The sequence below is a fragment of the Pseudorhodoferax aquiterrae genome, from assembly GCF_014652235.1.
GTDB lineage: Bacteria > Pseudomonadota > Gammaproteobacteria > Burkholderiales > Burkholderiaceae_C > Pseudorhodoferax > Pseudorhodoferax aquiterrae.
Window position 1 is genome coordinate 92,130 of sequence record NZ_BMYK01000015.1, and the last position, 20,787, is coordinate 112,916.

The 20,787-nt window shown below is 71.9% G+C and carries 16 protein-coding genes; 6 read left to right on the forward strand and 10 right to left on the reverse strand.

Annotation, left to right across the window (positions count from 1 at the left end; genetic code table 11):
* From IE209_RS20980 to IE209_RS20995, 4 genes are all read left to right on the forward strand, one after another.
* Window positions 1-1,344, forward strand: a 1,344-nt coding sequence (locus tag IE209_RS20980) for an efflux transporter outer membrane subunit (RefSeq protein WP_229882970.1), incomplete at its 5' end; no start/stop codon positions are given.
* 16 nt (window positions 1,345-1,360) lie between these two features.
* The gene (locus tag IE209_RS20985; protein ID WP_189688857.1) at window positions 1,361-2,428 is read left to right on the forward strand and encodes an HlyD family secretion protein; all 1,068 of its coding nucleotides are present in this window, start codon (window positions 1,361-1,363) and stop codon (window positions 2,426-2,428) included.
* Window positions 2,429-2,431: 3 nt separating this feature from the next.
* On the forward strand, window positions 2,432-5,182 hold the full coding sequence (gene rbbA, locus IE209_RS20990; RefSeq protein WP_189688858.1) for a ribosome-associated ATPase/putative transporter RbbA: 2,751 nt from the start codon (window positions 2,432-2,434) through the stop codon (window positions 5,180-5,182).
* Between the two features lie 2 nt (window positions 5,183-5,184).
* Complete coding sequence (locus IE209_RS20995) at window positions 5,185-6,312, forward strand: ABC transporter permease (RefSeq protein ID WP_189688859.1); 1,128 nt, start codon at window positions 5,185-5,187, stop codon at window positions 6,310-6,312.
* 242 nt (window positions 6,313-6,554) lie between these two features.
* Here IE209_RS20995 and IE209_RS21000 read toward each other — a convergent pair whose 3' ends face one another.
* Window positions 6,555-8,273 carry a Na+/H+ antiporter gene (locus IE209_RS21000; RefSeq protein ID WP_189688860.1) on the reverse strand — a complete coding sequence of 573 codons (1,719 nt, stop codon included), beginning with the start codon at window positions 8,271-8,273 and terminating at the stop codon, window positions 6,555-6,557.
* Between the two features lie 89 nt (window positions 8,274-8,362).
* Here IE209_RS21000 and IE209_RS21005 point away from each other — a divergent pair, with 89 nt between their 5' ends.
* Both IE209_RS21005 and IE209_RS21010 read left to right on the forward strand, forming a co-directional pair.
* Window positions 8,363-9,541, forward strand: a complete 1,179-nt coding sequence (locus IE209_RS21005; protein WP_229882971.1) for an acetate/propionate family kinase — start codon at window positions 8,363-8,365, stop codon at window positions 9,539-9,541.
* Window positions 9,542-9,906: 365 nt separating this feature from the next.
* Complete coding sequence (locus IE209_RS21010; RefSeq protein WP_189688862.1) at window positions 9,907-11,265, forward strand: cation:proton antiporter; 1,359 nt, start codon at window positions 9,907-9,909, stop codon at window positions 11,263-11,265.
* On the opposite strand, the gene IE209_RS21015 is transcribed toward IE209_RS21010, so the two are convergent.
* The 9 genes from IE209_RS21015 to otnK form a co-directional block, all read right to left on the reverse strand.
* Window positions 11,229-12,554: an NAD(P)/FAD-dependent oxidoreductase gene (locus tag IE209_RS21015; protein ID WP_189688863.1), complete on the reverse strand. Its 1,326-nt coding sequence runs from the start codon at window positions 12,552-12,554 to the stop codon at window positions 11,229-11,231. The genes IE209_RS21010 and IE209_RS21015 overlap by 37 nt on opposite strands.
* 288 nt (window positions 12,555-12,842) lie before the next feature.
* A complete protein-coding gene (locus IE209_RS21020) occupies window positions 12,843-15,038 on the reverse strand; it encodes a putative bifunctional diguanylate cyclase/phosphodiesterase (RefSeq protein WP_189688864.1) in 2,196 nt (731 codons plus the stop codon).
* Window positions 15,039-15,127: 89 nt separating this feature from the next.
* On the reverse strand, window positions 15,128-15,862 hold the full coding sequence (locus IE209_RS21025; RefSeq protein ID WP_189688865.1) for a GGDEF domain-containing protein: 735 nt from the start codon (window positions 15,860-15,862) through the stop codon (window positions 15,128-15,130).
* Window positions 15,863-16,252 carry a DUF1987 domain-containing protein gene (locus IE209_RS21030; RefSeq protein ID WP_189688866.1) on the reverse strand — a complete coding sequence of 130 codons (390 nt, stop codon included), beginning with the start codon at window positions 16,250-16,252 and terminating at the stop codon, window positions 15,863-15,865. It lies immediately after the preceding gene.
* Window positions 16,253-16,284: 32 nt separating this feature from the next.
* Window positions 16,285-16,857, reverse strand: a complete 573-nt coding sequence (locus tag IE209_RS21035) for a SiaB family protein kinase (protein ID WP_189688867.1) — start codon at window positions 16,855-16,857, stop codon at window positions 16,285-16,287.
* An 8-nt stretch (window positions 16,858-16,865) separates the two neighbouring features.
* Window positions 16,866-18,098 (reverse strand): SpoIIE family protein phosphatase, encoded by a 1,233-nt coding sequence (locus IE209_RS21040; protein ID WP_229882972.1) that lies wholly within the window; start codon window positions 18,096-18,098, stop codon window positions 16,866-16,868.
* Between the two features lie 136 nt (window positions 18,099-18,234).
* On the reverse strand, window positions 18,235-18,759 hold the full coding sequence (locus IE209_RS21045; protein WP_189688868.1) for an OmpA family protein: 525 nt from the start codon (window positions 18,757-18,759) through the stop codon (window positions 18,235-18,237).
* Window positions 18,760-18,820: 61 nt separating this feature from the next.
* Window positions 18,821-19,480 carry a class II aldolase/adducin family protein gene (locus IE209_RS21050; protein ID WP_189688900.1) on the reverse strand — a complete coding sequence of 220 codons (660 nt, stop codon included), beginning with the start codon at window positions 19,478-19,480 and terminating at the stop codon, window positions 18,821-18,823.
* Window positions 19,481-19,488: 8 nt separating this feature from the next.
* Complete coding sequence (gene otnK, locus IE209_RS21055; protein WP_189688869.1) at window positions 19,489-20,775, reverse strand: 3-oxo-tetronate kinase; 1,287 nt, start codon at window positions 20,773-20,775, stop codon at window positions 19,489-19,491.
* Window positions 20,776-20,787 lie beyond the last annotated feature (12 nt).

A 20,787-nucleotide genomic window follows, 5' to 3' on the forward strand; every position in this document is an offset into this window, starting at 1 on the left:
GTTGCCCTTGAAGGCCACGCCCGAGGAGATGTTGACGATGCGCCCGCCGCCGGCGCGCTGGAGCCGTCGGGGCTCGGCTGGCGCGAGGCCTTCGGCGATCCGGCGCTGCTGGCCTTGATCGACCAGGCGCTGGCCAACAGCCGCGACCTGCGCAGCGCCACACTGCGCGTGGCGGAGGCGCGGGCCGCCTACGGCATCCAGCGCGCCGATGCGCGGCCGACACTTTCCCTGTCGGCCGAGGCCGCACGCGCGCTGACGCCGGGCGACCTCAATCCCACCCGCCAAGCGCTGACGGCCGGCCAATACCAGGCCGGCCTGGGGCTGGCGGCGTGGGAGCTGGACTTCTGGGGCCGCGTGCGCAGCCTGCAGGACAGCGCGCTGCAAAGCTACCTGGCCACCGACGCTGCCCGCCGTGCGCTGACGCTGTCGCTGGTCGCGCAGGTGGCCCAGGGCTGGCTGGAGCTGCGCGAGCTGGACGAACGGCTGGCGCTGGCCCAGGCGGCGGTGGACAGCCGCAACGCATCGCTGCACATCTTCCAGCGGCGCTTCGAGGTCGGCGCCGCCTCCCGGCTGGAACTGGCCCAGGTGCGCGCGCTGGCCAGCCAGGCGCAGACGCTGGCCGCGCAGCTGCAGCAGCAGCGCGCGGCAAGAGCGCACGCACTGGTCCAGCTGGTCGGCGCACCGATCGCGCTGGCGGCCGCGGCACGGCCGCTGGACGACGCCGCCGTGGTCCTGCCGCTGGCTCCCGGGCTGCCGTCAGAACTGCTGGCGCACCGGCCCGACATCGCGGCCGCCGAGCACCGGCTGCGCGCCGCCAACGCCAACATCGGCGCGGCACGCGCGGCCTTCTTCCCGCGCATCGCGCTGACCGCCAGCTTCGGCACGGCCAGCGCCGAACTGGCCGGCCTGTTCGATGGCGGCAGCCGCGCCTGGACCTTCGCGCCGAGCCTGACGCTGCCGCTGTTCGACAGGGGCCGGCGCGAGGCCGGCCTGGCGCTGGCCGAGGTGCGGCGCGACCTGGCCGTGGCCGACTACGAGAAGACCATCCAGGCCGCCTTCCGCGAGGTGGCGGACGCCTTGTCGGCCCAGCGCTGGCTGGCCGAGCAGACCGACAGCCAGCGCGAGGCGCTGCAGGCGCAGGCCGAGCGCGCCCGGCTGGCCCGCCTGCGCTACGACGCTGGCGCCACCAACTTCCTCGAAGTGCTCGACGCGCAGCGCGAGCTGCTCGCCGCCGAGCAGCAACTGGTGCAGACGCGCCGGGCGCTGCTGGCAGCCCGCACCACGCTGTACGCCGCGCTGGGCGGCGGCGCGGCCACGCTGGCCGCCGCTGCACCGGCACCCTGACCTCCGACACCGCACCATGGCCACCAGGAACCGCTTGCTTCCCGTCCTCGCCATCGCCGTGCTCGCCAGTGCGGGCTGGTGGGCCTGGCAGTCCCGCCAGCCACAGGGCCCCGGCGAGGGCTTCGCCAGCGGCAACGGTCGCATCGAGGCCACCGAGGTCGATGTCGCCACCAAGCTCGCCGGCCGTGTGCAGGAGATGCTGGTCGACGAAGGGGCGTTCGTCAGCGCCGGCCAGTCGCTGGCGACGATGCAGATCGACAGCCTCGTCGCGCAGCGCAACGAGGCGCTGGCACGCCGGCAGCAGGCCGTCACCGGCGTGGCCCAGGCCCAGGCCCAGGTCACCGCGCGGGAAAGCGACCGTCTGGCCGTGCAGGCCCAGGTGGTCCAGCGCGAGAGCGAGCTGGATGCCGCGCGCCGCCGGCTGGCACGCTCGGAGACACTGGCGCGCGACGGCGCCTCCTCGCAGCAGGAACTGGACGACGACCGCGCGCGCGTGCACGGCGCCGAGGCCGTGGTGGCCGCCGTGCGTGCGCAGCTGGCCGCGGCGCAGGCGGCCATCGCCGCCGCGCGCGCCCAGCGTGTGGGCGCCGACGCGGCGGTGCAGGCGGCCGAGGCCACCGTGGCCCGCATCGACGCCGACATGGCCGACAGCACGCTCAAGGCGCCGCGCGACGGCCGCGTGCAGTTCCGGCTGGCGCAGCCCGGCGAGGTGCTGGCCGCCGGCGGCAAGCTGCTCAATCTCGTCGACCTGTCCGAGGTCTCCATGAGCTTCTTCCTGCCCGAGACCGTGGCCGGCCGCGTCGCGCTCGGCAGCGAGGCGCGCATCGTCCTGGACGCGGCGCCGCAGTACGTGATCCCGGCCAGGATCAGCTTCGTCGCCAGCACCGCGCAGTTCACGCCGAAGACGGTGGAGACCGCCAGCGAGCGGCAGAAACTGATGTTCCGCGTGAAGGCGCAGATCGACCCGGCGTTGCTGAAAAAGCACCTGCACCAGGTCAAGACCGGCCTGCCCGGCGTGGCCTGGGTCAAGCTCGACGCGCAGGCGCCGTGGCCGGCCGAACTGACCACCCGGGTGCCGGAGTGAGCGATGTCTGCTGAAGCCCCGCAGGTCGTGCGCCTGGCGGGCGTGCGGCTGCGCCATGGCACCACGCTGGCCGTGGACGGCGTGGACCTGGACATCCCGGCCGGGCGCATGGTCGGGCTGATCGGGCCCGACGGCGTCGGCAAGAGCAGCCTGCTGTCGCTGATGGCAGGCGCGCGTGCGGTTCAGGAAGGCCGGGTCGAGGCGCTGGGCGGCAACATGGCCGACCGGCGCCACCGCACGGCCGTCTGCACACGCATCGCCTACATGCCGCAGGGACTGGGTCGCAACCTCTACCCCACGCTGTCGGTCGAGGAAAACCTGCAGTTCTTCGCACGCTTGTTCGGCCACGACGCGGCCGCGCGGCGTCAGCGCATCGACACGCTGACCGCCAGCACCGGCCTGCGGCCCTTCCTCGAGCGGCCGGCCGGCAAGCTGTCCGGCGGCATGAAGCAAAAGCTCGGCCTGTGCTGTGCGCTGATCCACGACCCGGATCTGCTGATCCTGGACGAACCCACCACCGGCGTCGATCCGCTGGCGCGCGCGCAGTTCTGGGCGCTGATCGACCGCATCCGCAGCGAACGGCCGCGCATGAGCGTGCTGGTCGCCACCGCCTACATGGACGAGGCCCAGGGCTTCGACTGGCTGGTCGTGATGGACGCCGGGCGCGTGCTGGCCACCGGCTCACCGGCCGAACTGCTGGCGCGCACCCGGGTGCGCTCGCTGGAGGAGGCCTTCATCGCGCTGCTGCCCGAGGAGCGCAAGCGCGGCCATGCGCCGGTGGAGATTGCGCCGCTGCCCGACGACGGCCACGAGGACATCGCCATCGAGGCGCGCGGGCTGACCATGCGCTTCGGCGATTTCACGGCCGTGGACCACGTGGACTTCCGGATCCGGCGCGGCGAGATCTTCGGCTTCCTCGGCAGCAACGGCTGCGGCAAGTCCACCACGATGAAGATGCTGACCGGCCTGCTGCCGGCCAGCGCGGGCCAGGCCGCGCTGTTCGGCCAGCCGGTGGATCCCAGGGACATCGCCACACGCCGGCGCGTGGGCTACATGTCGCAGGCCTTTTCGCTGTATGGCGAGTTGACGGTGCGGCAGAACCTGGTGCTGCACGCGCAGCTGTTCCACGTGCCGCAGGCCGAGCGCGCCGCGCGCGTGGACGAGATGGTGGCCCGCTTCGGCCTGGCCGAGGTGCTGGACAGCCTGCCCGAAAGCCTGCCGCTGGGACTGCGCCAGCGCTTGTCGCTGGCGGTGGCGATGGTGCACCGGCCCGAGCTGCTGATCCTGGATGAGCCGACCTCGGGCGTCGATCCGGTCGCCCGCGATGCCTTCTGGCGCCTGCTGGTGGAGCTGTCCCGGCGCGACCGCGTGACCATTTTCATCTCGACCCACTTCATGAACGAGGCCGCGCGCTGCGACCGCATGTCGATGATGCACGCCGGCCGCGTGCTCGACAGCGACACGCCGGCCCGGCTGGTGCACAAGCGCGGTGCCGCGACGCTGGAGCAGGCCTTCATCGGCTACCTGCTGGAGGCCGGCGGCGGCGGCGCGCAGGCCGACGCCGCCCCCGCCGTGCAGCCCGTGGCGACGGTGGCACCCCCGGCCGGGCACGGCGGGGCGCCGGGACGCCTGGCGGCCTCGCTGCAGCGCCTGTACAGCTACCTGTGGCGCGAGGCGCTCGAACTGCAGCGCGACCCGGTGCGCGCCACGCTGGCGCTGGCCGGCTCACTGATCCTGATGTTCGTGATGGGCTACGGCATCAGCCTGGACGTGGAGAACCTGAACTACGCCGTGCTGGACCGGGACCAGAGCACCCTGAGCCAGAACTACGCGCTGAACCTGTCCGGCTCGCGCTACTTCAGCGAACGGCCGCCGATCACCGACTACGCCGAGCTGGACCGCCGCATGCGCAGCGGCGAGCTGGCCCTCGCCATCGAGCTGCCGCCCGGCTTCGGCCGCAGCGCGCTGCGCGGACAAGAGGTCGCTGTCGGTGCCTGGATCGACGGCGCCATGCCGCAGCGCGCCGAGACCGTCAAGGGCTACGTGCAGGGCATGCACCAGCAGTGGCTGGCCGAGCAGGCGCAGGCGCGCGGCCTGTCCTCCCGCAGCGCCGTGCAGATGCAGACCCGCTTTCGCTACAACCCCGACGTGCGCAGCCTGCCGGCGATGGTGCCCGCCGTGATCCCGCTGCTGCTGATGATGCTGCCGGCCATGCTGACCGCGCTGGCCGTGGTGCGCGAGAAGGAGATGGGTTCCATCATCAACCTGTACGTGACACCGGTGACGCGCGCCGAGTTTCTGCTCGGCAAGCAGTTGCCCTACGTGGCGCTGGCGATGCTGAACTTCCTGCTGATGTGCCTGCTCGCCGTCACCGCGTTCGGCGTGCCGATGACGGGCAGTTTCCGCACACTGGCGCTGGCGGCGCTGGTGTTCAGCTTCTCGGCCACCGGCATGGGACTGCTGGCCTCGGCCCTGACCCGCAGCCAGATCGCCGCGATGTTCTTCGCGATGATCGGCACGCTGATCCCCGCCACGCAGTTCTCGGGCATGACGAACCCGGTGTCCTCGCTGGAAGGCGGGGGGCGCCTGGTCGGCGAGATTTTTCCAGCCACCCACATGTTCATCATCAGCCGCGGCGTATTCGGCAAGGCGCTGGGTCTGGCGGACCTGCAGGGTGCCTTCTGGCCGCTGCTGGCCTCGGTCCCGGTGATCCTGGGCGCGGCCATCGCGCTGCTGAAGAAGCAGGAGAGCTGAGGATGCGCCGGCACCTGTCCAACATCTGGCGCCTGGGCATCAAGGAGCTCTGGAGCCTGTGGCGCGACCCGGTCATGCTGGTGCTGATCGCCTACACCTTCACGGTGTCGGTCTACACCGCGGGCACGGCGATGCCCGAGACGCTGCACCAGGCACCCATCGCCATCCTCGACGAGGACGCGTCGCCGCTGTCGGCGCGCATCGCCGCCGCGTTCTACGCGCCGCAGTTCGTGGCGCAGCACCTGCAGTCGCCAGCGGAAATGGACGCGGCGATGGACGCCGGCAGCATCACCTTCGCGCTGGCCATCCCGCCGGGATTGCAGCGCGACGTGCTGGCCGGGCGCAGCGCCGAGCTGCAGCTCAACGTGGACGCCACGCGCATGAGCCAGGCCTTCTCGGGCAGCGGCTACGTGCAGCAGATCGTGCTGGGCCAGGTCACCGAGTTCGTGCAGCGCCACCGTACCGGCACCGCCCTGCCGGTGGACCTGGCGCTGCGCGCGCGCTTCAACCCCGGCCTGCAGCAGATGTGGTTCGGCGCGCTGATGCAGATCATCAACAACGTCACGCTGCTGTCCATCATCCTGACCGGCGCGGCGCTGATCCGCGAGCGCGAGCACGGCACCATCGAGCATCTGCTGGTGATGCCGGTCACGCCCACCGAGATCATGCTGGCCAAGGTCTGGGCCATGGGGCTGGTGGTGCTGCTGGCCGCGTGGACGGCGCTGCAGCTCGTCGTGCGCACGCTGCTGCAGGTGCCTGTGGAGGGCTCGATCCCGCTGTTCCTGACCGGGGCCGCGCTGTGCCTGTTCGCCACCACGGCGATGGGCATCTGGCTGGCGACGCTGGCGCGCAGCATGCCGCAGTTCGGCCTGCTGATGGTGTTGATCATGCTGCCGCTGCAGATGCTGTCGGGCAGCATGACCCCGCGCGAGAGCATGCCGGCGCTGGTGCAGAACGTGATGCTGCTCGCACCGACGACGCATTTCGTCGAACTGGCACAGGCCATCCTGTACCGCGGTGCCGGCCTGGACGTGGTGTGGAAGCCCTTCGCCTGCCTGCTGGTGATCGGCAGCGCGCTGTTCGGCCTGTCGCTTCACCGCTTCCGCAAGACCATCGCGCAGATGGCATGAGCCGAGCCTGGCCGCCCCGCTCAGAAGCTGTGAATGAACCGATCGCGGCCACGACGGGGTGCGCCGGGCCGCAGGCGTAGGCGCAGGCCGCCGCCCGGGCTCATGCCCGGGCAAGGCCTGCAACGCCCGCATGTGGCTCGGCGCGCCCCGGCCCGAAGGGCGAGGCCCTGGGCGGGGCGGTGGTGCTGAACACCACGGGTCGTCGGGCCTCGCGTGGTCGTGAGGGGTTCGTTCACAGCTTCTCAGTGCGACGTCGGCGCGCCACCCGCCAGGCCGGCGGCCTGGCGCGCCACCGCCAGGCGCTTGCGCAGCGAGATCTCGGCCAGGTCCAGCTCGCCCACCAGTGCGCGCAGCGACTCGTCGTTGATGCGGTGCGCCTGGCGTTCGGCGTACAAGGTGTTGCGCTCCACGTGCAGCGCGTTCAGCCGCAGCTCCATTTCCAGCAGGTAGCGCTGGCGGCGCTGGCGCACGGCATCGGGCGATTCGGCCTGGGCCTCGGGCGTGGTCGGCTGGGCCGGGTCCTCCAACAGGTCGATGCGCTTGCGGTAGTCCTGCGTGAGCCGCCCCACGGCCTCCTGGATCTGGGCCAGCCGCTCGGGGTCGGTGGTGGCCGGTGCCTTCTTCGCCATGTGCGCGATGGCGGCCTTGCACGCGGCCAGCCGGGCGTTGCGCTCCTCCCGCAAGGCCAGCGGCTCGCCGGCCGGCGGCAGGCGGCGCAGCACCAGCGGCAGGCCCACGCTGCCGATCACCAGCGTGAACAGGATGGTGGCCGTGGCCAGGAAGACCAGGTGGTCGCGCGCCGGGAAGGGGTCGCCGCCGGGCAGCAGCAGCGGCACCGACAGCGCGCCGGCCAGCGTCACCGCGCCGCGGATGCCGGCCAGCGTGGTCGCCAGCGTCAGCAGCGGCGAAGGCGGCTCGGCCATGGAGCCGCGCTCGTGCGCGCGCCACAGGCTGCCGCGCACGCCCAGCGTGAGCCAGATGAAGCGCAGGCCCAGCAGCGCCAGCGTGATCAGCAGCGCCTCGCCGACCGGTTGCCACCAGTCCTCGCCGGCGGCGGCCAGCGTGGTGCCCACGATGGAGGGCAGCTGCAGGCCCAGCAGCAGGAAGATGGCGCCGTTGAAGGCCGCCTCCACCATGGTCCAGATGCCCTCGGTCTGCATGCGCTCGGCCACGAACTCGCCGCGCCGCAGGTCGGCGAAGTTGGTCGTGACGCCCGCCGCCACCGCGGCCAGGATGCCCGAGACGCCGATGTGCTCGCCCACCAGGTAGGCCGCGAAGGGCAGCAGCACCAGCAGCAGCACCATCTGCGTGGCGGCCACGTCGCCCACGCGCCGCGTGACGGTCTCGCGCCCCAGCGCGAAGGCCCAGCCCAGGCCGGTGCCCACGGCCAGGCCGCCCAGCGCCACCCAGAGGAACTCCTTGCCCGCATCGGCCCACGAGAAGGCGCCCGTCAGCGTGGCCGCCACCGCGAACTTGAGCGCCACCAGGCCCGAGGCATCGTTGAGCAGCGACTCGCCCTCCAGCACATGCATGGTCTTGGCCGGCATGCCCAGGTTGCGCGTGATGGCCGAGACCGCCACCGCATCGGTCGGCGAGACCACGGCGGCCAGCGCGAAGGCCACCGTGAGCGGCATGGCCGGGATCACCCAATGGATCAGGTAGCCAAGGCCCAGCACCGTGAACAGCACCAGGCCCAGCGCGAGCCGCAGGATGGGCCGGTACAGCGCGAAGAACTCGCGCTTGGGAATGCGCCAGCCGTCGGCGAACAGCAGCGGCGGGATGAACAGCAGCAGGAACAGTTCCGGATCGAACGCGATGTGCAGGCCCTGCTGCGGCCAGGACAGGGCCGCGCCGAGCGCGATCTGGATCAGAGGCAGCGGAATGGCGCGCAGGTAGCGCGCCGCGATGCCGGTCATGGCCCCGAGCAGGAGCACCAGCAGCACGGTTTCGACGGTATGCATGGCGAAGGAAGCGGACCAGGGACGGCGGCGCACCGCCAGCGTCCATTCTCGCCGCGGCGAGAATGCCCGGGACATTGCGGAGCACCTCCATGACATCTTTCACCGTCGTGCTGAACTGCGGCTCGTCGAGCATCAAGTTCGCCCTCTTCGATGCGGCGGCGCCGGACCGCCAGCCGGCCTGGAACGGCAAGGTCCAGGGCATCGGCGGCCCGGCGCCCGACTTGGGCGCCAGCACCGTGCCGGTGCGCCCCGTGGCGTTGGGCACGGAGCAGCCCTACACCCGGGCGCTGCAGTGCATCCGCGAGGAGGTGCTGCGCTGGCTGGACGGCCGGCCCGTGGCGGCCGTGGCGCACCGCGTCGTGCACGGCGGCGCCCGCTACCAGGCGCCGGTGCGTGTGGACGCCCAGGTGCTGGCCGAGCTCAAGGCCCTGGTGCCGCTGGCGCCGCTGCACCAGCCCTTCGCGCTGGAGGCCATGGAGATCCTGCTGCGCGAGCAGCCCGACCTGCCCCAGGTGGCCTGCTTCGACACGGCCTTCCACCGCAGCCTGCCGCTGGTGGAGCAGGTGCTGCCCCTGCCCTACGCCGCCTTCGAGCGGGGGGTGCGCCGCTACGGCTTCCACGGCCTGTCCTACGAGTACATGGCGCTGGCGCTGGGCGAGCGCTATGGCGCGGCGGCGCGCGGGCGCACCGTGGTCGCCCACCTGGGCAGCGGTGCCAGCCTGTGCGGCATGCTGGACCTGCAGAGCGTGGCGACCACCATGGGCTTTTCCGCGCTGGACGGCCTCATGATGGGCACGCGCACCGGCGCGCTGGACCCCGGCGCCGTGCTCTACCTCATGGAGATCGAAAAGCTCTCGCTGCAGCAGGTCGGCCGCGTGCTCTACCACGAGTCCGGCCTGCTCGGCGTCTCGGGCATCTCGCCCGATCCGCGCGTGCTGCTGGCGCGCGAGGCCGACGAACCGCGCGCCGCGCTCGCACTGGCGCTGTACGTGCGCCGCACCGTGCGCGAGATCGGCGCCATGGCCGCCGCGCTCGGCGGGCTGGACCTGCTGGTCTTCACGGCCGGCGTGGGCGAACACAGCGTGGCGCTGCGCCAGCGCATCTGCGCGGCACTGGGCTGGCTGGGCGTGGCGCTGGACGACGCGGCCAACGCGCGCCATGCCGGGCTGATCTCGGCCGCCGGCAGCGCGGTGCGCGTGGCGGTGGAGCCGACCAACGAGGAATGGATCGCGGCGCGCCACGCCCAGGAAGTGCTGGCGCCGCTCTGAGAGGGTGTTTCCGAAATCAATAGGCCCACGTGTGGCCCCAGGGCGCGGCCAATCAAGGCGCAAGGCGCCGTGCGGGCTGTCTGCCCGCACAAGCCTTGCAACGCCGAGTGGGCGTGCCCTGGGGCCGCACCCTTCGGGCCGGGGCGCCCTGCGGCCATGGGCTGCGTTGCGCCACTTGGCCGGGCAGCAGCACGGCCTGCGTGTCGCGCCTTGCCCATGGCCGCAGGGCACCCCGGCGTGGGCCTATTCATTTCGGAAACACCCTCTGAAGCCGCTGCGGTCCCTGCATTGCGCCCATGGCGTGGCCCTTGCCGGTGGCCCGCACGGCAGAATGGCGGCCCGCCGCATGGCGAGAAGGACTCCTCGTGCCAACCAGCCAGCTTTCGGTCTACTTTTTCCTGCAGATCGCCGTCATCATCGCCTGCGCCCAATGGGTCGGGCGCCTGGCGCAGCGCCTGGGTCAGCCCCAGGTCGTCGGCGAGATGATCGCCGGGGTGCTGCTGGGCCCATCCTTGTTCGGCTGGCTGTGGCCGCAGGCACAGCAAGCGCTGTTCCCGAAAGAGACGATGGGCGTGCTGTACGTCGGCGCGCAGCTCGGCGTCGGCCTGTACATGTTCCTCGTCGGCACGGAGTTCCAGGCCGGGCACTTCCGCGCGCGGCTGCGCAGCGCGGCATCGGTGTCGCTGGCCGGCGTGCTGGTGCCCTTCGTGCTCGCCTTCGCCCTGGTGCCGGCGCTGCGCGAGGTGCCCGGCCTGTTCGCCGCGCGCGTCCAGCCCCTGGAGGCCTCGCTGTTCCTGGGCGCCGCCATCGCCATCACGGCCTTCCCGATGCTGGCGCGCATCATCCACGAGCGCGGGCTCGCCGGCACCTCGCTCGGCACGCTGGCGTTGACCGCCGGCGCGGTCGACGATGCGCTGGCCTGGTGCATCCTGGCCGTGGTGCTGGCGAGCTTCGGCGGCTCCTGGGGCGGTGCCTGGCTGGCCATCGGCGGTGGGGCGGCCTATGCGCTGTTCATGGTGTTCGTCGGCACACGGCTGTTGCGCCGCCTGCCATGCGGCGTGCCCGGTGGCAGCGCCACACTGGCCCTGGTCCTCGTGCTGTTCGCGCTCAGCGCCTTCGCCATGGACGCCATCGGCATCCATGCCGTGTTCGGCGGCTTCCTGCTCGGCGCGTGCATGCCGCGCGGGCCCATGGTGCAACAGCTGCGCGAACAGCTGCAGCCCTTCGTGGTGGTGTTCCTGCTGCCCATGTTCTTCACCTACTCGGGCCTGAACACACGCCTCGATGTGCTGTTCGATCCTGCCATCGGCATGGCCGCGCTGGCCATTCTCGCGGCCTCCTTCGGCGGGAAAGGCCTGGCCTGCTGGGCCGCCGCGCGGCTCGCCGGCGAACCGCAGCGCGATGCGCTCGCGATCGGGGCGCTCATGAACGCGCGTGGTCTCATGGAGCTGATCATCATCAACATCGGGCTGCAGGCCGGCGTGATCCTGCCCGGGCTCTTCGCCATCCTCGTGCTGATGGCCATCGCCTCGACACTGCTGGCCACGCCGGTGTTCCACTGGGCCATGCGGGTCCGGCGCAACCAGGTGCCCGCCCACGCTCCTGGCGCCGAAGTGTCAGAGGGGTCTTTCGAGACATCGCAAGACGGGACATCGGTGGCCGGCGGTCCACGCCGGCGCCCCCACGCTCAATCCAGCCGGATCGGCGGCCGCACGCGCGCCTGAATGCGGTCGGCCAGCCACAGCAGGCCGCCGCGCCAGAAGCCGTGCAGACGCGCCTGGTGGCTGCGGTACAGCATGGCGTGGCTCAGCTGCGCGAGCCGGCCGTGGACGGTGCCGCCGTCGAAGAAGCCGAAGCGGCCCAGCGAGCCGAAGGCGTCGTAGTCGGCCAGCGCGACGAGCGCGCCGAAGTCGCGGAAGCGGAACGGCGGCACCGGCCGGCCGGCCGCCAGCACCCCGGGCAGGTGGCGCGCCAGGTGGCGGGCCTGCTGGTGCGCCACCTGGGCCGTCGGCGGCAGCGGGCGCTCCTGGCCCGGCAGCGTCAGGCGCGCGCAGTCGCCCAGGGCATAGATGGCATCGTCGCGCGTGGTCTGCAGCGATGGCGTGACCAGCAGCTGCTGGCTGCGGCTGGTCTCCAGCCCGTCCAGCCCGGCCAGCACGGCCGGACCCTTGACGCCGGCCGCCCAGACCTGCAGCGTGGCCGCGAGCAGGCTGCCGTCGGCCAGTTCGAGGCCCTCGGCGCGCGCGGCGCGGACCTGGGTGCCGGTGCGCACGCGCACGCCCAGCGTCTGCAGGCGCTGCTGCGTGGCGGCCGAGATGTCGCGCGGGAACGCGGCCAGCAGCCGCGGCCCGGCCTCCAGCAGCGTGATCGTGATGCGTTCGGCCAGGCCCCGGGCGCCATAGGCCTCGGCGGTCTCGGTCAGCTGCACGAGTTCGGCCGCCAGTTCCACGCCGGTGGCGCCGCCGCCCACGATGGCGATCGACAGCGGCTGCCCCATGGCCACGCACTGCAGCATGCGCAGCCGCACCTCGCGGCTGAAGGCGTCGGCCTGCAGCCGCGAATCGATGGCATGGCAATGCTCGGCCACGCCCGGCGTGCCGAAGTCGTTGGCCTGGCTGCCCACCGCGAGCACCAGAAGTTCGTAGGGCAGCTCGCGCGCCGGCACCAGCAGGCGGCCGTCCTCGGCATGCAGCGGGGCGACCTGCACCACGCGGCGCTTGCGGTCCAGGCCGTTCAGCGCGCCGGGCTGGTAGACGAAGCCCGCTTCGCGCGCCTGGGCCACGTAGGTGGTCTGCTGCATCGCGATGTCGCGCGTGCCGGCCGCGATCGTGTGCAGCATGGGCTTCCAGACATGGGCGGCGTCGCGGTCCAGCAGCGTGACCGTGGGCGCGCCGGCCCGCCCGCGCCAGCGCCGCCCGAGCACGGTGGCGATCTCCAGCCCGGCGATGCCGCCGCCCACGACCAGCAGCCGCGCGCCCGGCGTTTCACGCGTACCGAATCCTGTATCGACCATCGGACCATTACAGCATCGCCCCCCGGGCAGACCCCGAGAAGCTCGGCCGGCGCAGGGGCATCGCTCAGAACGTGTGAATGAACCGATCGCGCCCACGACGGGGTGCGGCGGGCCGCAGGCGAAGGCGCGGGCCGCCGCCCGGGCTCGTGCCCGGGCAAGGACCGCAACGCCCGCATGCGGCCTGGCGCGCCCCGGCCTGAAGGGCGAGGCCCCGGGCGCGAGGATCATGATGGAAGCAGGAGCTCATTGGGGGCCTCGCGTGGGTGTGAGCGGTTCGTTCACACGTTCTCAGACCAGGGCCGGGGCGCGCAGCCAGTTCAGCAGGGCGTCGCGCTCCATCGGCGGCGCGATGTGGAAGCCCTGCCCTTCGTGGCAGCCCATGTCCACCAGCGCCTGCCAGGTGGCCGCGTCCTCGATGCCTTCGGCCAGCACCTGCAGGCCCAGCTTGCGGCCCAGTTGCGTGACGGTCTCGGCGATGCGTGCGCCCTGGGCCTCGCGCAACTGGCGCACGAAGCCGCGGTCGATCTTGATGCGGTCCAGCGGCAGCCGCTCCAGGTAGCTCAGCGAGGAGTAGCCGGTGCCGAAGTCGTCGATGGCGATGGTGATGCCCTCCGCGCGCAGCGCCGAGAGCGTGGACTCCAGCAGCTGCGTGGGCAGCACGGCCACCGATTCGGTGATCTCCAGTTCCAGATGGTGGCCCTGCAGCGCGTGCGCTGCCAGCGCGGCGCGCACGGTCTCGAAGAAGCCGGGGTCGCGCAGCTGCGCGACCGAGACGTTGACCGCCATGCGGCGCGGCGCGCAGCCCAGGTCCAGCATCTCGCGCATGGTGGCGCAGGCGTTGGCCAGCACCCACTGGCCCAGCGGCACGATGAGGCCGGAATGCTCGGCCACCGGGATGAAGCGGTCCGGCGGAACCAGCCGGCCGTCCTCGGTGCGCCAGCGCAGCAGCGCCTCCAGGCCCACCAGCGCCTGGGTGCGCAGGTCGCGCTGCGGCTGGTAGACCAGGTACAGGCGCGCCTCGTCGATGGCGGTGCGCAGCTCGGACAGCAGCAGCGCGCGGTCGCGCGCCTCGGCGCCCATCTGTTCGGCGTAGCGCAGGTCCTGGCCGCGGTGGTCGCGTTTGGCCCGCTTGAGCGCGATGGTGGCGTCCTTGACGAGGTCGACACCGGCCTGCGCCACCTGCGGCAGCAACACATGGCCGCAGGTCAGCGTGACCTTGTGCGGCACGCCGTCCACCAGCACGGGCTGGCGCACGCACTCCAGCAGGCGCTGCGGCACTACCTGCTCGGTGGTGCCGAGGGCGCCGAAGGTGTCCGGCCCCACGCGCGCGAGCAGCACGCCGGGCGGCACGGCCTCGGCCAGCCTGCGCGCCACGGCGGCCAGCAGGCGGTCGCCGAAGCGGTGGCCCATGACGTCGTTGGCGGCGCTGAAGTCGTCGATGTCCAGCAGGGCCAGGATGTGGTTGCGCGCCCCGCGCCGCGCGCAGGCGTCCACCTTCTCGATGAAGTGCGCGCGGTTGGGCAGGCCGACCTGTGCATCGAAGTAGGCCGACTGGTGCAGCCGCTCGAGCAGGCCCCGGTTGTGCCGCAGCGTGCGCAGGTTGGTGCAGAACACGTCGAGCAGCTGGCGGTCGGCCCGGCTGCGCAGCCGCGGCGCCTGCACGTAGACGGCCATGTCCTGGCCGTCGCGCCGGCCCAGGTACAGCGCCACGCCACCCTGCTCGCCATGGCAGTTGCCGCCCTGCACCAGCGCTCGGCGCAGCAGCTGCACGGCGCGGCTGGCGGGCAAGGCCTGCAGCGCCTGGCCGGCCAGGCCGGCGAAGCGGCCGGCCGCGGCCAGCACCTGGCCGCCCCCGTCGGTGGCCGAGGCATCGCGCCAGCACAGCATCCCTTCCTCTGGCACGTCCAGCACCGCGGCGAGCTGGGTGATGACGGCGCCCGCGAAGGCCTGCAGGCTGGTCTGCTCCAGCAGCGCGGTGCCGGACTGCACGATGCGCTCCAGGCTGCGCCGGCTGGCCTCGGTGTTGCACAGCTGCTCGTAGGCGCGCAGCGCGGCGGCCACGGTGGCCTGCAGCCGCGCCGGTGCCAGCTCGGCCTTGCTGCGGCAGTCGGCGATGTCGTAGCGCAGCAGCTGCTCCAGCGCCGGGCCGGCGTGCTCGGTGCGCAGCACGATGCGCGTGTGCTGCAGGGCCAGGCCTTCGCGCAGGAACTCCACCAGTCCCCAATCGGTGTGCGGCGCCGCGTCCACGCCCAGCAGCACGACGGCCAGGTCGCGCTCGCGGCGCAGCACGGCGCGCGCCTCGGCCTCGCTGCGCGCCTGCAGCAGCAGCACGGGTGCGCCGAACAGCACCAGGCCCTGCAGGCCGGCCTGCGCGGCAGCGTGCACCTCCTCGTCGCCATCGACCACGAGCACGCGCCAGTCGCGCGCCGCCGCGGCCGTCAGGATCGCGCCGGGCCGGGCCGGCGCGCAGGCAAGTCCGGGCATGTCAGTGGCGTCCGGCCGCCAGCAGGCACTGACGCGCCCCCTCGGGGGGCAGCGGACCGCGCGAAGCGGGGAAGCGTGGGGCCCGCATGTCAATCGTGCAGTTGCAGGTCGCCGCCGGCATGGGCCACGCGGTTGCGGCCGCCGCGTTTGGCGGCGTACAGCGCCTGGTCGGCCTGCCCGTAGGCTTCGTCGAAGCTGGCGCCGCAGGGCATGCAGCTGATGCCGAAGCTGGCCGTCACGCGGCTGCCGTCGGGTAGGCCGAAGGCATGGGCCTCGATGGCGCGGCGTGCGCGCTGGGCCACGGCCTCGGCCGCCTCGGGGTCGTCGTGCGGCAGCAGCAAGGTGAACTCCTCGCCGCCGACGCGGCCGATCAGGCCTTGCGCCGGCACCGCCTGCTGCAGGCAGGCCACCACGCCCAGGATGACCTGGTCTCCGATGGGATGGCCGAAGTTGTCGTTCACGCGCTTGAAGTGGTCGATGTCCAGCACGATCAGCGTGAGCCCGCTGCGTGCGAACAGCTGGTTCACGCGCTCGATGATGGCGGCGCGGTTCAGCACGCCGGTCAGCGGATCGTGGGTGGCGCGGTACTGCAGTTCGCCGGCCAGGTCCTGCAGGCGCTGGTTCAGCTGGGTCATCTCCAGCTCGGCGCGGTCGCTGCGGCGCACCAGGCGGCGCGTCTCGCGCAGCAGCCGCTCGTAGGCGGCCAGCAGCTCGCCCAGCGCGGCGTGGGCGCCGTCCGGGCCGGCCGCATGGGCCGCGCGCGCGGCCAGCAGCGCACGGTGTTCGGCCGCGAACAGGTCGGACGCCTCGCCGAGCGCGTCCATTCAGGCGGACTCCACCGGGTGGCTCGTGAAGGCGATGGCCGGAAAATCGTCGCGCAGCTCCTCGCCGAACTCGAGGATGGTGTCGTCCTCTGCATCGTGGTACCAGTGCAATGCCACCTGGTTGCCGGCCTCGACCGCGTCGTCGAGCGCCTCGATCAGGTTGAACAGCATCTTGGTGCTGGAGCTGTTGAAGTAGGCCAGCGCGATGTGCACGGCGATGGCGCGCCCGTCCTGCTGGGCGAGGTAGGTCTTGAGTTGCGCGATGACCTCGCCGTAGAACGCGGCGGCGTTCTCGGGATAGGACTCGCCGCGCAGGTGCAGCTGGTGCTGGTCGAAGCGGAAGTCCACCTCGGGCGAACTGGGCGTCGGGGCGATGTAGAGGTTGTCCATGCGTGATCTCTTGTCGGTGCCAGGCGGATGCCTCAAATGGCCGCCTTGAGGTAGAAGACCGGCGCGCCGTCGGCCGCATCGGCCGCGTCGAAGTCGAACTGCAGCGGCTCGCGCGCATCGCGCGCCACGGTCAGGAGGCCGATGCCCGCGCCCTTGCTGCCCTCGGGTGTCTCCTCGCGCAGCGTCTTGCGGTAGGCCTGCTTGATCTCATCCAGCGTCATGCTGCGCAGCGCCTCGAGCTTGCCGCGCAGCTCCTCGGCGATGCGCGCCTCTACCGGGTTGGCGCAGAGTAGGAGGAAGCCGCCGTCGGGCGCGCGCCGGATGCAGACCGCGCCATGGCGCACCTCGTTGTCGCGCTGGGTCGGCGAGGTCAGCGCGTCGGCCGAGTAGTGCACGATGTTCTGCGCCATCTCGATGAAGCAGGAGAACAGCTTGCGCCGCGTCGGGCCGGCCACGCCGCTCACTTCCAGCTGCAGCTTCACGGCGTCGGCCATGGCCGCCACGATGTGCTGCGAGAAGTAGCCCATGTAGTAGAAGATCACCTGGTGCTCGCGCGCGAGGTGGAAGAAGGAGCCGTACTTCTCGGCGATGGGGTTCGGTGGCATGGCGGCGTTCAGGCGCAGAAGCTGAAGAAGCACAGGTCGTCGCGGCGGTGGTGTTCGCCCTGCCAGGCGCGCAGTGCGTCGTGCACGGCGCGGTTGACGGCCGCAGGCGTGCGCGCAGGCGCGGCCAGCACGGCCTCGCGCACGCGCTTCTTGCCCAGTGCGATCGCGCGCGGGCCGCCGACCTGGTCGATCAGGCCGTCGGTGGTGATGAACACGAGGCTGCCAGGCTCGAGCGAAAGGCTGTGGTTGTGCCAGGCATAGCCGGCCTCGCTGTCGACATAGCCCACGCCCTTGCGCTGGCCTTCGACGAGTTCCACCTCGGCGGCACCCGGACGCAACACGAACAGTGCCAGCCGCGCCCCGGCGAACACCAGGCGTCGCTCTGCGGGTTCGTACCAGAAGAAGGCCGCGTCCATGCCGTCGTCCGAGCCCGGCGTGGCATCCTGCCCGCCCTGCTGGCCCAGCGTCAGCTTGATGCTGCGGTTGACGGCGCCCAGCAGCTGCGCCGGGTCGCGCGGGCCCTGCGCATCGAGCGCCTGCGTGAGGCTGCTGGAGGCGATCAGCGTCATGAACGCGCCCGGCACGCCATGGCCCGTGCAGTCGGCCACCGCGCCGAACCAGCCGCCCTCGCCTGCGCTGAACTGGTAGAAATCGCCGCCGACCACGTCGCGCGGCTCCCAGACCAGGTCGGCGGCAGGACATACGCGGGCCAGCGTCTCGCGCGAGCTGCGCAGCGTGGACTGCTGGATCACGCTCGCGTACTCGATGCTGTGCATGATCTGGCGGTTGCGCGAGGCCTGCATGTCCGCCACCACGCGCATGAGCTGCAGGCCGTTGCCCACGCCCGCGAATTCGCCCTCGCGCGTGATGATGAAACCGTCGGACAGCGCCTTCTCGCCATGCGCCACGGCCTTGAAGGTCAGCGTGTCGATGTCCATGGCCGCCTCGACGACGAGCGGCTCCTTGTCCATGAAGGCGATGCAGCTCTTGCGCCCGTACAGCTCCATGCGGAACTGCTTGCTCATCTGCGAGAGGAAGATGCTGCGGTTGATGAGCCCGATGGGCCGGCGCCCCTCCACCACCGGCAGGCTCACGAGTTCGCGGTGCCGGTTGAACATCTCCAGCACCTTCTCGTTGGTCTCGTCCGTGGTCATGCACGGCACCGCCGTGCACAGGTCGGCAGCGCTGGGCTGGCGAAAGCGGGGGCGGGAGTCGGTCAGGTACTCGGCAACAGCGGACATGGGGCGCTCATCCTCAAATGTGAGGAAATGTTATGAACGCCGCATGTCATCCAGATGACACAACACAAAAGAAATATGGACCGTCAGCCCATAAAAAAACCGGGCCAGGCCCGGTTTGCGTCGAGGCGCCAAGCGCTCAGTCGACCAGACGCAGCTCCACGCGGCGTGCCTCCTGGTCGGAACCCGTGCCGGTCGTGACCTCGGGCTTGCGCAGCGCGATGCGCGCCTTGTCGACGCCGGCCGCGACCAGCGCGGCGCGGACCGACAGCGCGCGCTGCTTGGCCAGCTCGGCGTTCTTGGCGGCGTCGCCGGTTTCGTCGTGGAAGCCCGACAGCACGACCTTGCGTGCCGGCGCGGCGGCCAGGGCCTGGGCCACGGCGCTGATCAGCGGAGCGGCATCGGCGGGCAGCGCGGATTCGCCCGTGCCGAAGTACAGCGTGGCGGCCAGGTCGCCGGCCAGCGGGGTTTCGATCAACACGATCTCTTCGACGACGACCACGGCCGCCGGCGCGACCGCGGCGGCAGCGGGTGCCGGCGCCTCGATGCTCTGCAGCTGGCGCACCACCATGGCGCTGACCGTGCTGATGACCACCAGCGCCACGATGCCGAAGGTGATCCACAGACCCACGCGCTGGGTGTCGTCCTTGTCTTCCTGGTACATGCTCAGAATTCCTCGTCCCGGTTGGTTTGCAAACAGCCGGCGATTCTAGACGGAGGTGTATTCACCAGCTGGCGCCGAACTGCTGCCGCAGCTCCTCGATCTGTCCGTCATCCAGCGGCTGCGGTTGCGTCAGCATCCAGAGCCGTGCCGTCTCTTCGAGTTCCTCGAGCGTGGCCATGGCCGCGGCCGGGCTGTCGTGCCAGACGTTGGGGCCCAGGCGCGCGAGCATCACGGCGCGGATCGGCCGGCCGTCCTGCTGGTACTGGGCGATCGCGTCGGCCACGGCCTCGGCGGCCTCGGGGGCGCCCGGGCGGCGGTAGCCAATGTGGGGCACGCGGCCGACCTTCATGACGAAGTACGGCGTGATGGGCGGCAGCAGCTCGGTGGCCCCTTCGTCGCGCAGGGAACAGGCCACGAGGTGGGTGCTGTGCGTGTGGATGATGCAGCGGGCCGGCTGGGCCGTGGCGGCGCTGGCCTCGTAGATGCGCCGGTGCAACACGATGGTCTTGCTGGCGCGGTCGCCGCCGGTCTGCTGGCCGTCCGCGTCCAGCCGGGCCAGCCGCGCGGGGTCCAGCGCGCCCAGGCAGGCGTCGGTCGGCGTGATCAGGTAGCCGTCGGCCAGGCGCACGCTGATGTTGCCGGCCGTGGCGTGCACGTAGCCGCGTGCGAACAGGCTGGCGCCCACGCGTACGATCTCGGCGCGCGCGGTGGCCTCGTCCAGACAAGCCGTCATAGCCTGGAGAACGCCTTGGTGAAGAAGTCCGGCGTGCCGAAGTTGCCCGACTTGAGCGCGATGTGCAGGCCCTGCGGCGCGGCCGGGCTCAGCGCATGGCACCAGGGCACGCCCGGGTCGATCTGCGCGCCGATGCGCATCTGCGCGATCTGCAGCGCCTGCACGCAGGCGCCCGAGGTCTCGCCACCCGCCACGACCAGCTGGCGCACGCCCAGTTCCACGAGGCCGCGCGCGATGCCCGCGATGGTCTGCTCGACCATGGCGCCGGCCTGCTCCACGCCCAGGCGCCCCTGGATGGCGCGCACGGACGCCGGCTCGGCCGTGGAGTAGACCAGCACGGGCCCACCGGCGAGCTTGTCCCTGGCCCAGGCCAACGCCTCGCCGCGCACGTCCGCACCTTCGGCGATGCGCAATGGGTCGATGGCCAGCGCGGGCCGGCCTGTGGCGATGAACGCGGCGACCTGTTGGTTGGTTGCGACCGAACAGCTGCCGGACACCACGGCCTGCAGACCCTCGGCGGCCGGCAGCGCGGCGGCCTGCGAATCCGGCGCGATGCCGAAGTTCTGCGGCAGGCCGATGGCCACGCCCGAGCCGGCCGTGACCAGCGGCATGCCCTGGAGCGCCGCGCCCAGGGTCACGAGGTCGGCATTGGCCAGCGCGTCGACGATGGCGATGCCCACGCCCTCGGCTTGCAGCGCAGCGAAGCGGGCGCGGATCGCGTCCGCGCCCTGCGCGATGGTCTGGTAGTCGACCAGGCCGACCTTCTTCTGCGTCTGCGCCTGCAGCACGCGCACGAGGTTGGGGTCCTTCATGGGCGTGAGCGGATGGTCCTGCATGCCCGATTCGTTGAGCAGCACATCGCCCGCGAACAGGTAGCCCTTGAACACCGTGCGCTTGTTGTCCGGAAAGGCCGGCGTGGCGATCGTGAAGTCGGTGCCGAGCGCCTGCATCAGCGCATCCGTCACGGGGCCGATGTTGCCCTCGGGCGTGCTGTCGAAGGTCGAGCAGTACTTGAAGTAGATCTGCTCGGCGCCCTGCTCCTGCAGCCACTGCAGCGCGGCCAGCGACTGCGCCACGGCCTGCTCCGGCGCGATGGTGCGGCTCTTCAGAGCCACCACCACGGCGTCGACCTGCGTATCCAGCGGGGCCGCGGGCACACCGATGGTCTGCACCACGCGCATGCCTGCGCGCACCAGGTTGTTCGCCAGGTCGGTCGCGCCCGTGAAGTCGTCGGCGATGCAGCCCAGCCGCACGCCGCCCTGGCGTTCCGTCGAATTACCCATGTTTCGTCCTTG